The organism is Actinomycetota bacterium, from assembly GCA_036280995.1.
Lineage (GTDB): Bacteria > Actinomycetota > CALGFH01 > CALGFH01 > CALGFH01 > CALGFH01.
In genome coordinates this window covers 1-11,988 of sequence record DASUPQ010000572.1, presented here as the reverse complement: position 1 = coordinate 11,988, position 11,988 = coordinate 1, and the positions used below count along the sequence as shown (strand labels likewise).

At 75.5% G+C, this 11,988-nt stretch carries 11 protein-coding genes; 5 read left to right on the top strand and 6 right to left on the bottom strand.

All coding sequences use genetic code 11. The features are described 5' to 3' along the window. Positions 1-273 precede the first annotated feature (273 nt). On the bottom strand, positions 274-1,065 hold the full coding sequence (panB, locus tag VF468_19255; GenBank protein HEX5880429.1) for a 3-methyl-2-oxobutanoate hydroxymethyltransferase: 792 nt from the start codon (positions 1,063-1,065) through the stop codon (positions 274-276). A 69-nt stretch (positions 1,066-1,134) separates the two neighbouring features. Then, complete coding sequence (locus VF468_19250; GenBank protein HEX5880428.1) at positions 1,135-2,877, bottom strand: NAD+ synthase; 1,743 nt, start codon at positions 2,875-2,877, stop codon at positions 1,135-1,137. Between the two features lie 138 nt (positions 2,878-3,015). On the opposite strand from VF468_19250, the gene VF468_19245 reads away from it, so the two are divergent. From VF468_19245 to VF468_19230, 4 genes are all read left to right on the top strand, one after another. Beyond that, positions 3,016-4,329, top strand: coding sequence for a glutamine synthetase family protein (locus VF468_19245; GenBank protein HEX5880427.1), 1,314 nt, complete (start codon positions 3,016-3,018; stop codon positions 4,327-4,329). Positions 4,330-4,337: 8 nt separating this feature from the next. Next, positions 4,338-7,376 (top strand): bifunctional [glutamine synthetase] adenylyltransferase/[glutamine synthetase]-adenylyl-L-tyrosine phosphorylase, encoded by a 3,039-nt coding sequence (locus tag VF468_19240; GenBank protein HEX5880426.1) that lies wholly within the window; start codon positions 4,338-4,340, stop codon positions 7,374-7,376. After that, positions 7,373-8,287, top strand: coding sequence for a carbohydrate kinase family protein (locus VF468_19235; GenBank protein HEX5880425.1), 915 nt, complete (start codon positions 7,373-7,375; stop codon positions 8,285-8,287). Before VF468_19240 ends, VF468_19235 begins: the two co-directional genes overlap by 4 nt. Positions 8,288-8,388: 101 nt before the next feature. Beyond that, complete coding sequence (locus tag VF468_19230) at positions 8,389-9,279, top strand: pseudouridine-5'-phosphate glycosidase (protein HEX5880424.1); 891 nt, start codon at positions 8,389-8,391, stop codon at positions 9,277-9,279. Positions 9,280-9,284: 5 nt separating this feature from the next. Here VF468_19230 and VF468_19225 read toward each other — a convergent pair whose 3' ends face one another. The 3 genes from VF468_19225 to VF468_19215 are packed head-to-tail and all read right to left on the bottom strand — an operon-like array spanning position 9,285 to position 10,706. Next, on the bottom strand, positions 9,285-9,542 hold the full coding sequence (locus VF468_19225; GenBank protein HEX5880423.1) for a DUF5668 domain-containing protein: 258 nt from the start codon (positions 9,540-9,542) through the stop codon (positions 9,285-9,287). Next, entirely contained in the window at positions 9,539-10,186 is a 648-nt protein-coding gene (locus VF468_19220) for a LiaF domain-containing protein (protein ID HEX5880422.1), read from the bottom strand. Before VF468_19220 ends, VF468_19225 begins: the two co-directional genes overlap by 4 nt. Before the next feature lie 46 nt (positions 10,187-10,232). Continuing rightward, complete coding sequence (locus VF468_19215) at positions 10,233-10,706, bottom strand: PspC domain-containing protein (GenBank protein HEX5880421.1); 474 nt, start codon at positions 10,704-10,706, stop codon at positions 10,233-10,235. A gap of 42 nt (positions 10,707-10,748) precedes the next feature. Here VF468_19215 and VF468_19210 point away from each other — a divergent pair, with 42 nt between their 5' ends. Further along, complete coding sequence (locus VF468_19210) at positions 10,749-11,552, top strand: HAD-IIA family hydrolase (protein HEX5880420.1); 804 nt, start codon at positions 10,749-10,751, stop codon at positions 11,550-11,552. Positions 11,553-11,705: 153 nt separating this feature from the next. On the opposite strand, the gene VF468_19205 is transcribed toward VF468_19210, so the two are convergent. Beyond that, positions 11,706-11,988: hypothetical protein (locus tag VF468_19205; GenBank protein HEX5880419.1), on the bottom strand; the 283-nt coding region annotated here is incomplete at its 5' end.

The following is an 11,988-nucleotide window of genomic DNA, read 5'->3' as shown; positions in this document are numbered from 1 at the left end:
CGCCGACGCCTGGGAAGCGGCCGCGGACCTTGGCCATCAGGTGGCGGGCGATGAACTCAAAGGACTGGTGGGACGGGTCGATCTCATAGGTGCCGGGCTCGGGCACCGGGCGGCCGTTGACCACGCGCACTCCAGGGGTCGTGCCGACTCCCTCACTCATACTGGTCTCCTCCTCAGGGACGGATGGCTCGGATGCCACGTTGCCCGCACAACGCAGCCCGAATCATAGTTGTTCCCACAACTATATGGGTTCCTGAGGGTTCCCGAGTTCCGTCAGTGGTATTCGTGCTCGGCGGCCGGGTAGTGGCCCTCGGCGACGTCCTTGGCGAAGCGGCCGGCCGCCTCGGTCATCAGCGACCGTAGGTCGGCGTAGCGCTTGACGAAGCGGGGGGTCGGGTCCGGGGTCAGCCCGAGCAGGTCGGTGATGACCAGCACCTGGGCGTCGGTGCCGGGGCCGGCGCCGATGCCGATGGTGGCCACCTCGACGGCCTCGGTGAGCCGCGTCCCCAGCTCGGACGGGATCGCCTCCAGCACGATGGCGAAGCAGCCGGCCTCCTGGAGGGCCAGGGCGTCGGCCAGCAGCTCGTCCCCCTCCTGGCCGCGGCCCCTGACGACCTTGCGGCCGAAGGCGTTGGCCGACTGGGGGGTGTAGCCGAGGTGACCCATCACCGGGATGCCGGCCTCGGTCATCCGCCGGACCGCCTTGGCCGAGCGGCGCCCGCCCTCCAGCTTGACGGCGTTGGCGCCCACCTTGACCAGCCGGGCGGCGTTGGACATGGCCTGGGCGGCCGACGCCTGGTAGGCCCCGAACGGCAGGTCGGCCACGACCAGGGCGTTGCGGGCCCCGCGGGCGACCGCGGCGGTGAAGACCAGCGCCTCCTCCATGGTCACCGGGATGGTGGTGTCGTACCCGAGCACGTTGTTGCCGACCGAGTCGCCCACCAGCAGCAGAGGGATCCCCGCCTCGTCGAGCACCCGGGCGGTCAGGGCGTCGTAGGCGGTCAGCATCACGAACCGTTCCCGCCGCTGCTTCCAGACGGCGAGGTCGGCAGGGGTCACCGGCATGGCGGCCTCCTCAAGGACGTTCCTCGGAGCCCGCTCGGCGGGTCTCCTGGACGTCCCTAGTGTGCCGGATCAGCGCGGGGGATGCGTCGCCCCCCGGAACCGGTTGGTGATCGGCAGGCGGCGGTCCTTGCCGAAGGAGCGGCCGGTGATCTTGGGCCCGGGCGGGGCCTGGCGGCGCTTGTACTCGGCCCCGTCGACCAGGCGGACGACGTCGGCCACGGTGTCGCGGTCGAAGCCCTTGGCGACCAGCTCGTCGACGCTGGCGTCGTCCTCGACGTAGGCCTCCAGGATCGGGTCGAGGACCTCGTACGGCGGCAGCGAGTCGGTGTCGAGCTGGCCGGGGCGCAGCTCGGCCGAGGGCGGCTTGTCCAGCACCGCCTGGGGGATGACCACGCCGGCGCCGTTGCGCCAGCGGGCCAGGGCGTAGACCAGCGTCTTGGGCACGTCGCGGATGACCGCGAACCCGCCGGCCATGTCGCCGTACAGGGTGCAGTAGCCGACGGCCAGCTCCGACTTGTTGCCGGTGGTCAGGACCAGGCTGCCGACCTTGTTGGAGAGGCTCATGAGGAGGGTGCCCCTGACCCTGGCCTGGAGGTTCTCCTCGGCCAGGCCGGGCTCGGTGCCGGCGAACGGCTCCTTGAGCACGCCCAGCAGCGCCTCGACCGGCTCGGCGATCGGCAGGGTGAGCAGCCGGATGCCGAGGTTGCCGGCCAGGGCCTCGGCGTCGCGCAGGCTGTGCTCGGAGGAGAAGCTGGACGGCATGGCCACCCCGACGACCCGCTCGCGGCCAAGGGCGTCGGCGGCCACGGCCGCGACCAGGCTGGAGTCGATGCCGCCGGACAGGCCGATGTGGACGGTGTCGAAGCCGTTCTTGGCCACGTAGTCGCGGGTGGCGCAGACCAGCGCCCGGTAGACCTCCTCCTCGGTCCCGAGCGGGCCGGCCAGGGGGGGCTCGACCGGCGGGCCGGGGTCGGGCAGGCGGTCGGTCACCCGGACCCGGTTGACCGTCAGCGCCGGCCGGGGGTCGCTGGCCGGGGCCCGCCGGGGCCGCTCGGACAGCCGCGCCGTCGCCCCCTCCTCCAGGGCCAGGTCGACCACCAGCAGCTCCTCGGTGAACGCCCCCGCCCGGGCCAGGAGCCGGCCCTGGGGGTCGATCCAGGCGCTCTGGCCGTCGAAGACTAGCTCGTCCTGGCCGCCGACCTGGGCCACGTAGAACAGGTGGGCGCCGTGGTCGGCCGCCCGGGTGGCCAGCATCGGCAGCAGCCGCTCGCCCTTCTCCTGCCGGTAGGGGCTGGCGTTGAGGCTGACCACCACCTCGGCCCCGGCGGCCACCGCGGTGGCCATCGGCCCCCACGGGAACCACAGGTCCTCGCAGATGGTCACCGCCACCTCGACCCGGCCGAAGGCGGCCAGCAGCACCTCGCTGCCGGGGACGAAGTAGCGCTCCTCGTCGAAGACGCCGTAGTTGGGCAGCAGCACCTTGCGGTAGACGCCGAGGATGCGGCCGCGGTGGCAGAGGGCGGCGGCGTTGGCCGGGCCGGCGTGGGTCGGCTCCACGAACCCGACCACGGCCGCGGCCTCGCCGACCTGGGTCGCGGCCCGCTCGGCGGCGGCCCGGCTGGCGGCCAGGAACGACGGTTTGAAGACCAGGTCCTCGGGCGGGTAGCCGGTCAGGGCGAGCTCGGGGAAGACGACCAGGTGGGCGCCCTGGCCGGCCGCCTCGGCGTAGGCGGCCAGCACCCGCTCGACGTTGCCGTCGAGGTCCCCGACGACCGGGTTGATCTGCGCCCCCGCGAGCCGCAGCCGCTCCATGCGCTCAAGGGTAGCAGCGGCCCGACCTTGCCGGTCGTGTGCAACCGGCTCCGCGGGCCGCCGCACGCCCGCCCGGATCCCGGCAGTTCAGGGCAGCATTAGCGGCCCACGAACCCGGTTGGATAGCATCGCCGCACTATGGACAAGCAGCAGGAATACGTGCTCCGGACGGTCGAGGACCGCGACGTCCGCTTCATCCGCCTCTGGTTCACCGACGTGCTCGGGTTCCTGAAGTCGTTCGCCATCACCCCGGCCGAGCTCGAGGACGCCTTCGAGCGGGGGATGGAGTTCGACGGCTCGGCCATCGAGGGCTACGCCCGGGTCCAGGAGGCCGACATGGTGGCCAAGCCCGACCCGGGCACCTTCCAGGTGCTGCCGGGCCGGGGCGACGGCGGGGTGGCCCGCATGTTCTGCGACGTGCTCACCCCCGAGGGCGAGCCGTTCGACGCCGACCCCCGCTGGGTGCTGCGGCGCAACCTGGAACGGGCGGCCGGCCGCGGCTTCACCGTGTACGTCGCCCCGGAGCTGGAGTTCTTCCTGTTCGCGGACGCCGAGACGGGCCGCCCGCTGGACATCGGCTCGTACTTCGACCAGACCGCCCTCGACCTGTCCCAGGACTTCCGCCGCATCGCCATCGCCATGCTGGAGCGGATGGGCATCTCGGTCATGCAGTCCCACCACGAGATCGCCCCCAGCCAGCACGAGATCGACCTGCGCGAGGCCGACGCCCTGACCATGGCCGACAACGTCATGAGCGCCCGCCTGGTGGTCAAGGAGGCCGCCCTGGAGCAGGGCCTGCACGCCACCTTCATGCCCAAGCCGCGCGAGGGGGTGGCCGGGTCGGGCATGGACACCCACCTGTCGCTGTACGAGGGCGACCGCAACGCCTTCTACGACCCCGGGCAGGAGGCCAACCTGTCCAAGACGGCCCGCAGCTTCATCGCCGGCCTGCTGGTCCACGCCCACGAGTACTCGGCCGTGACCAACCAGTGGATCAACTCCTACAAGCGGCTGGTGCCCGGCTTCGACGCCCCCACCTACATCGGCTGGGCCCAGCGCAACCGCTCGGCCATGGTCAGGGTGGGCAGCTACCGGTCCGACCGGGTCGACGTCGAGGTCCGCTCGCCCGACCCCGCGGCCAACCCCTACCTGGCCTTCGCGGTGCTGCTGGCCGCCGGCATGAAGGGCATCGAGGAGGAGTACGAGCTGCCCCCCGAGGCGGGCGACAACCTCCAGGAGATGACCGACGCCGAGCGCAAGGCCGCCGGGATCCGCTCGCTCCCGGTCGACCTGCACGAGGCCCTGACCGCCATGGAGCGGTCCGAGCTGGTCGCCGAGGCCCTCGGCGAGCACGTCTTCGAGTACTTCCTGCGCAACAAGCACCGCGACTGGAACAGCTACCAGCGCTACGTCTCGCCGTTCGAGCGGGACCGCTACCTGCCGCTGCTGTAGGCGGCCCCGTGTCGCTCTCGGTCCTGGCCCGGCTCGGCTTCGAGGAGCCGGAGGCGGCCGCCGCCGACCTGGAGCGGCTGGGGGCGTGGCCGCCGGCCAGCGCCCCCGGCGGCAGCCGGCTGCTGGCCGACATCGCCGCCAGCGCCGCCCCCCAGCTCGCCGCCCGGGCCCTGGCCGCGCTGGCCGCCGCCCACCCCGACCCCGGCGGCTTCACCGCCCTGCTGCGCCGCCGCCCCGGCTTCCGCCGCCGCCTCGTCCCCCTGGTCGCGGCCAGCCGGTCGCTGGGGGCATGGCTGGCCACCCACCCCACCGAGGCCGACCGGCTGGCCGACGGCCGTGCCTTCGCCGCCCCCCGATCCCGCCAGGAGCTGGTCGCCGAGGCGGTCGCCGTGGTCGGCGGGGCACCATCGCCGGGCCCCGCCGGCCGGGGATCGACCGACCCGCTGCCGGCTGGGCCGTCGTGGGACGGGCTGCGGCGGTTCAAGCGCCGCGAGCTGCTGCGGGTGGCCGTGCGCGACCTGGCCGGGCAGGTCGTGGTCGAGCAGGTCGCGGCCGAGCTGGCCGACCTGGCCGACGCCTGCCTGGCCGCCGCCCTGGTGGTCGCGGCGGCCGAGTCCGGCTACGACCCCCGATCCACCGGGGGGCTAGGCTTGAGCCCCCCGGACCCCCCGCCGATGCGCCTGGCCGTGCTCGGCATGGGCAAGCTCGGCGGGAGCGAGCTCAACTACGTGTCCGACATCGACGTGCTGTTCTGCCACGAGCCGGTCGCCGGGGCCGAGCCGGAGGCGGCCGCCCGGGCCGCCGAGCGGGTGGCCAGGGGCGTCATGCGCGGGCTGTCGGCGGTGACCTCCGAGGGGACCTGCTTCGAGGTCGACGCGAACCTGCGTCCCGAGGGCCGCAACGGGCCGCTGTCGCGGACCCTCGGCAGCTACCTGGCCTACTGGGACCGCTGGGCCCAGCCGTGGGAGCTGCAGGCCCTGATCAAGGTGCGGCCGGTGGCCGGGGACGCCGAGCTGGCCGGGCGGTTCTGCGCCGAGGCGGCGGCCAGGGTCTACCCCGAACGCCTCGACCCCGAGACGGTCGCGGCCGTGCGGCGCATGAAGGCCCGGGTCGAGAGCTCGTCCAAGGCCAGGGCCGGGGGCGACCGGCAGGTCAAGCTCGGCCCGGGCGGGCTGCGCGACATCGAGTTCGCCGTCCAGCTCCTCCAGCTCGTCCACGGCCGCCACGACCCGGCCCTGCGGTCGGGGACGACCCTGGTCGCCCTGGACCGGCTCACCGCCGCCGGGTTCGTGGGCCGGGCCGACGCCGCCCAGCTCGCCCAGGCCTACCGGTTCCTGCGGCTGGTCGAGCACCGCCTCCAGCTGGCCGGCGAGCGCCGCACCCACACCATCCCGTCCGGTTCGGAGGCGCGGCGCTGGCTGGCCCGCACCCTCGGCTACCGGGACAGCCCACAGGCCTCCGCCGTGGAGCGGTTCGAGGCGGACCGGCGCCGCCACGCCGCCGCCGTCCGCGGCCTGCACGAGAAGCTGTTCTACCGGCCGCTGCTGGAGGCGTTCGGGGCGGTCCCGACCGGGCTCGACCCGGAGGGGGCGAGCGAGCGGCTGGCCGCCCTCGGGTTCGCCAACCCCGACCGGGCGATGGCGTCGCTGCGGGCCCTGACCTCGGGGCTGTCGCGGCGGGCGACGCTGATGCGGGCCATGCTGCCGGTGATGCTGCCCTGGCTGGCCGAGGCGCCCGACCCCGACGGCGGGCTGGCGGCGCTGCGGGGGCTGGCCGAGGCGCTCGGCGACCGGGCGGCGTTCTACGGGATGGTCCGGGACAACCCGGCCGCGGCCGAGCTGCTCTGCACCGTGCTCGGCACCTCGCGCCTCCTCGGCGACCTGCTGGGCCGCCACCCGGAGCTGCTCACGGCCATGGCCGACCAGCACCGGCTGGCCGCGGCCGGCGGGCCGGTCGAGCTGGTCGCCTCCGCGACCGCGATCGTGACCCGGCACGCCGACCCGGCCGCGGCCTGGGACGGGCTGCGCCGGTTCAAGCGCCGCGAGCTGGTCCGGGTGGCCGTGCGCGACCTCACCGGCGACCTCCCGGTGGAGCGGGTCGGGACCGAGCTGTCCGCGCTCGCCCAGGCCTGCCTGGAAGCAGGGCTGCTGATCGCCATACGCGAGGCCGGCGATGGGCCGCCCCCGGTCAGGCTGGCCGTGCTGGCCATGGGCAAGCTCGGCGGGAGCGAGCTGAGCTACACCTCCGACCTGGACGTGCTGTTCTGCCACGAGCCGATGCCGGGCGCCGACCCCGGGGTCGCCGGCCAGGCCGCCGACCGGGTGGTCCGGGAGCTGCTGCGGGGCCTGTCGGCCGTCACCCCGGAGGGGACCTGCTTCAAGGTCGACGCCAACCTCCGCCCCGAGGGCCGCAACGGGCCCCTGTCGCGGACCCTCGGCAGCTACCTGGCCTACTGGGACCGCTGGGCCCAGCCGTGGGAGCGCCAGGCCCTGATCAAGGTGCGGCCGGTGGCCGGGGACGCCGAGCTGGCCGGGCGGTTCTGCGCCGAGGCCGCGGCCAGGGTCTACACCGACCCGCTGGACCCGGGGATGGTGGCCGAGGTGCGGCGCGTCAAGGCCCGGGTCGAGTCCGAGCGCCTCCCGGCCGGGGCCGACCCCAAGCTCCACCTCAAGCTGGGCCCGGGCGGCCTGGCCGACGTCGAGTGGACGGCCCAGCTGCTCCAGCTCCGGTTCGGCGGCGCCGAGCCGTCCGTCCGGGTCCAGCCGACCCTGGCCGCCCTCGACGCCCTCGCCGGGGTTGGCGCCCTCGAGGCCGGCGAGGCGGCCTGGCTGGCCGACGCCTACCGGCTCTGCCTGCGCATCCGCAACCTCGCCTACCTGGTCGCGGGCCGCCCCGTCGACACCCTCCCCACCGACCCTGTCGCCCTGGAACGCCTGGCCAGAGCCATGGGCGAACCCGGCCGCCAGCGCCTCCTGGAGGACTACCGCCGCGCCACCCGCCGCGCCCGCCGCGTCGTCGGCACCCGCTTCTGGGACGACCCCCCGTGACCCCGCAGCCCGACCCGCTGCTGGTGTGCGTCGGGGACCTGATGGTGGACGTGGCCGTGGCCGCGCCGGCGCTGGCCCGTGGGGGGGACGTGGAGGGGGCGGTGCGGCTCGGGCCGGGGGGGTCGGCGGCCAACGTGGCCGTGTGGGGGGCGGCGGCCGGGGGGCGGGCGCGGCTGGTGGCCGGGCGGGGGGACGACCTGGCCGGGCGGCTGCTGGCGGCGGCGCTGGCCGAGCGGGGGGTGGAGCTGCGGCCGGAGGGCCCGGCGGCCGGGGCCAGCGGGGCCATGCTGGTGGTGATGGAGGCGGGGGAGCGGACCTTCGTGGCCGACCCGGGGGCCAACCTCCGGCTGGCCGAGGCGGACGTGGTCGCGGGCCTGGAGGGGGCGGACGCCGTGTTCGTGAGCGGCTACCCGCTGCTGCGGGCCGCCACCCGGCCGGCGGCCATGGCCGCGGCCGAGGTCGCCGGCCGGGCCGGGCTGCCGGCGGTGGTCGACGCCGCCTCCTGGCCGCTGCTCGGCGGCGGGGCCGGCGAGCCCGTGCTGGGCGCGGCCGCCCTGGCCGGCACCCTGCTGGCCAACCGCGACGAGGCGGCCGCCCTGGCTGGCCGGCCCGACCCGGCGGCGGCCGGGGCCTGGCTGGCCGCGAGGGTCGGGGTGGCGGTGGTCAAGTGCGGCGCCGCCGGGGTGGTGGTCTGCGCCGGGGAGCGGGCGCCGGTGCCCGTCCCCGCCCCGGCGGTGGACGCCGTCGACGTGACCGGGGCCGGCGACGCCTTCGCGGCCGGCTACCTGCTGGCCAGGGCCGGCGGCGCCGGCCCGGCCGAGGCCGCCGGGGCCGGGGCTCGCCTGGCCGCCCGCGCCGTGGCCACCCGGGGCGCCTGGCCGGTTCCCGGCCCCCCGGGGAACTACACCTAGAGGCTTGAGCCCCGGGGCCTCTGCCCGGTAGCGCCCGCCCGGAGTACCCTTGACCGCTGCCGAACCAAGCCGACCACCGACCCCCGGGGGAACGGACGCTCATGGAGAGCCGGATCGTCGTCGCCGACCGCATCGCCAACGCCAGCGCCGTCGTCGCCCTCGAGTCGAGCGTGCTCGCCCAGGGCCTGCCGTCGCCGGCCAACCTCGAGTCGGCGGACGCCCAGCAGGCGGCGGTGGCCAAGGCCGAGGCCGAGCCGGCCGTCATCGGGGTGATCGCCGGCCGGGTGATCGTCGGCGCCGACCAACAGGAGGTGCAGGCCCTGGCCTCGGGTGCCGTCCGCTGGAAGGTGACCGTCCGCGACCTGCCGTATGTGGTCGCGCGCGGCCTGGACGGGGCGACCACGGTGTCGGCGACCGCGTTCGCGGCCGAGGCGGCCGGGATCGGGGTCATGTCCACCGGCGGGATCGGCGGCATCCACTTCGGCGGGGGCGACGTCTCGGCCGACCTGCCCCAGCTGGCCCGCTCGCGGCTCACGGTCGTCTGCTCCGGCCCCAAGCACGTGGCCGACGCCGCCGCCACCATCGAGTGGCTCGAGACCCACGGGGTGCAGCTGGTCGGCTACCGCACCGACCGGCTCCCCGGGTTCCTGGCCCGCGGCCGGCTGCCGCTGGAGCAGGTCACCGACGACGTCACCCAGGTGGTCGAGCTGATCCGGGTCCGGCAGGCTCTCGGCACCCCGGGCGCCCTGGTGCTCTGCCAGGACCCGCCGGAGGCGGCCGCCATGGACCCCGAGGAGCTGGGGGAGCTGGCCGCCGAGGGCGCCGCCGCCGCCCGCGACGCAGGAGTGTTCGGCAAGGCGCGGACGCCGTTCGAGCTGGACTGGCTGCACCGCCGCACCGGCGGGCGCAGCCTGGTCGCCAACCTGGCCCTGCTGGAGGCCAACGCCGGCCTGGCCGGGGAGATCGCCGCCGGGGTGGCCGCCGCCGGCTGAGCCCGTCAGGGGCGGCGGGCCCGCAGCGGCCAGGCGCTGGCCAGCACGACCAGCCCGAGCACGATCAGGCCCAGCGGGACCAGGTAGTCCACCCGCAGCCGCCAGACGTCCAGGGCGTCGAGCAGGAACACGACCCCGGCGACCACGAACAGCACCCCGACGACCAGCGACAGCCGGTCGACCCGGCGACCCGAAGTGCTCGGTGCCGCCTGCGGCGGCAGGCCGGTTCCATTGCGACCGCCAGGGTCGGCGGTCGCGCTCACCGGTCCACCCTGACCTGGCCGAGCCCGACCCGGGCGTCCACCCGCAGCCGGCGGTCGCCGCCGAGCTCGGAGGCGGTGTCGATCCGGCTCGCGAACCCGCCCTCCTGCTGGCCCAGCACCTGGACCTCGCCAAGGCCGGAGCTGGCCACGACCTCGACCGACACCCCGTCGGGCAGCTCGACCACCAGCTCGCCGACCCCCAGCCGGGCCTCCACGGCGGTGGTCCCGGCCGGGACCTGGAGCCGGCTCAGGTCGACCACCAGGTTGCCGACGCCCAGCTCGTACTCGCCCAGCTCGGCCGGGGTGACGGGCCGCTCGGTGCGGTCGCCGACCCCGCCGGTCCAGGGCACGTCCAGGTCCCAGTCGGCCGCCACCGCCACCGACAGGACGACCACCAGGGCGACCCCGACGACCATCAGGGCGTGCTGGCGGCCCCGGAAGGCGCCGGCCACGCAGGCCAGGCCGACCGCGATCAGGGCCGCGGGCAGCAGCGCCCGCCACGGCACCTCGATCCCGGCCGAGTCGAGCAGCCAGCCGATCCCGACCAGCACCAGCAGCGCCCCCAGCAGCACCGTGGCCGTGGCCGGCCCCCGGTGGTCGACCGGCGCGGCCGGCCCGGCCGGCGGGATCGGCTCGGTGGTCACTGGCGCTCCTCCCGGCCAGCCCGGCTCTCGGGTGCGCCCGCCCGCATCATCGGCGCAGCCCCACCAGCATGACCGCGACCCCGACGGCGACGACCGCGACCGGCCAGAACAGCTCGTCCAGGTCGGGGGCGAGCCGGTCCAGCAGCAGCACCAGGCCGAGCACGACCAGCGACCCGCCGAGGACCAGCCGGCCGGTCTCGCGCCGGGGCTCGGCGGCCGGACCGGCCGGCTGGTCCGGCCGCTCCTCGGGGATGGCCACCCAGGCGACCACGTAGGCAATCACCCCGAGCCCGTTGGCCAGGGCGAGGATGATGAAGGCGATCCGCAGCAGCACGGGGTCGACCCCGAGGTAGCGGCCGACGCCGCCGCACACCCCGGCGACCAGACGCTCGCTGCGGCTGCGCCGCACCACCCGCGGCCCGCCCGCGGGCGTCGGAGGCGTCTCGTGCGGCGGCGGAGTCGCCGGCTGCTCGGTACCCGAGGGACCGGGGCCGGTTTCCGGGGGATCCTGCGTGCTCATCCCCTAGAGCATAGTTCCTCAGCTTCCGGGCACGATACCGTCATGACGAATACCGACCCCGGCCCCCTGCCGAGCTTCCTGATGGACATGGACGGCGTCCTGGTCCACGAGGAGCAGGCCATCCCCGGGGCCGACCGCTTCATCAAGGCCCTCCAGGCGGCCGAGCTGCCGTTCCTGGTCCTGACCAACAACAGCATCTACACCCCTCGGGACCTGTCGGCGCGGCTGACCCGTACCGGGATCTCGCTGCCGCCGGACCGGATCTGGACCTCGGCCCTGGCCACGGCCCAGTTCCTCGGCGTTCAGCGCCCGGGCGGCAGCGCCTTCGCCATCGGCGAGGCCGGCCTCACCACCGCCCTGCACGAGGTCGACTACACCCTGTCGGAGCGGGACCCCGACTACGTCGTCCTCGGCGAGACCCGCACCTACAGCTTCGAGCTGATCACCAAGGCCATCCGCCTGATCGAGGGCGGCGCCCGCTTCATCGCCACCAACCCCGACCCGATCGGCCCGTCGCTGCAGGGGTCGCTGCCGGCGACCGGGGCCGTGGCCGCCCTGATCTCCAAGGCCACCGGCGTCCACCCCTACTACGTCGGCAAGCCGAACCCGCTGATGATGCGCTCGGCCCTGCGGGCCATCGGCGCCCACTCCGAGACCACGGTGATGATCGGCGACCGCATGGACACCGACATCGTCGCCGGCCTGGAGGCGGGCCTGGAGACCGTGCTCGTCCTCACCGGCATCTCGACCCGGGCCGACGCCGAGCGGTTCGCCTACTGCCCGTCGCGGATCGTCGACTCGATCGCCGACCTGGAGGTCGACCTCGGCCTGGGCGGCCTCGCCTAGCCGCCGCGGCCCGGCCGAACTTGCCGGACTCGGCCAGCTTCTCGGCCTGCTCGGGCGCGGACCAGTCGACGGGAGAAGCCCGTCCCGGGACGCGGACACGGGAAGCGGCGTCCCGGGACGGTACCAGCAGAGTAGGCTATTTGTGCGGTTGGTTCAGGTAGGGATCCGACCCGGCGGCGGCGAACCCGGCTCCGGCCCCGGGCGAGCTGTCGACCAGCCAGGCCCACGGGTCGCCGGGGACGGGGTGGCCAGCCGGTCGAACAGGACCACCGCCTCGAGCTTGGGCAGGTCGGTCCGGAGGGTCGCCGGGATGTCGCGCAGCCACCGGTCCTTGCTCCCAAGGGCCGGGTCGCCGTCCAGCACGACCGCGAGCACGACCAGGAGCCCGCCGCGCCGTCGCACATGCGCGGCAGTGTTCCACGGGGAGGTCAGCCGG